1 protein-coding gene is annotated in these 1,003 nt (G+C 60.6%); it reads right to left on the bottom strand.

The genetic code is table 11. From position 1 onward, the window contains the following. The coding region (tssI, locus tag GIW04_RS30955) for a type VI secretion system tip protein TssI/VgrG (RefSeq protein WP_236479637.1) at positions 1–1,003 on the bottom strand (1,003 nt) is incomplete at both ends.

Here is a 1,003-nt window from a genome sequence, read left to right as displayed (position 1 = left end):
GCATCCCATGGCGCGGCGACAAATGCGTTGCGATAGCCCTGGCGCAGTTCCCCTCCCTCCTCCTCGGTGACCGCCTCCTCCAGCACCTGGGGCTGTTTGCCTTCATGGCGCACCTGAGTCACCAGCCACAAATCATTCCAGTCCTCGCGAGGGTGCTCACGCAACTGCAAAAACCGGCCACCGGCCAACGCCGGCTCATCGCCCTGGCCGTGGGCGCTGCGATAGTCGCTGAGGTGCCGCTCCAGGCCACGCTGGGCGAGGTATCTGCCATGGGCTCGGTCGGAAAAATTGCCGGGGTAGTGCTGCGTTTCAAGCTTGGGCAAAGACTCATCGACGGCTGCGCTTTCCAGCTCCACATGGGGTTTGCGAAAGTCGTAATCGCGAAGATTCAACGCCGTGGTACGGGTCGCCAATTGCAGGGTGAAGCGCTTGATCCCAGGGGTATTGGCAACCATTCCCGAACCAGGCCGGTAAGGCGTGGGCTGATCCATCTGGGCAAACACGGTCTGGTCATCACCAAACACCAGCAGGTGCCCTTCGGGGGAATGCTGGAAATGATAGTGAATCCCCAGCTCGGCACACAGGCGCTGGATGAACGCCAGGTCGCTCTCGCCGAACTGCACGCAATATTCACGCTCAGGGTAATCACCGCTCAACCGGAACTCAAAGCGATCACTGTGAATCCCCTGCCCGGCCAACACCTGAGCAACAATCTGCGGCACCGTCTTATGCTGAAAAATACGCTGATGGCTGCTGTGCGCCAGGTACGCCAGATGCGGCGCAAGACTGAGCTGATAACGCGTCAAGCGCCGCCCCGAGTCGCCCTGGGCAACCCGATACACCAGGCCATGAACGCCATGCCCCTGATCGTCGAAGCCCAAGTACACCTGCCGATGCAGCAAGGCCTCCAGATCGACATCCGGCTGCTCGCTGACCAGCTCAAGTTCAAAACGATAGGGCTGGCTGATGGCCTCGGTGCCGCTGAACGCGAACACCTTGAAGT

The organism is Pseudomonas sp. PA-4-8C (assembly GCF_021606625.1).
Taxonomy (GTDB): domain Bacteria; phylum Pseudomonadota; class Gammaproteobacteria; order Pseudomonadales; family Pseudomonadaceae; genus Aquipseudomonas; species Aquipseudomonas lactis.
This window is presented reverse-complemented; position numbering and strand designations above follow the sequence as displayed.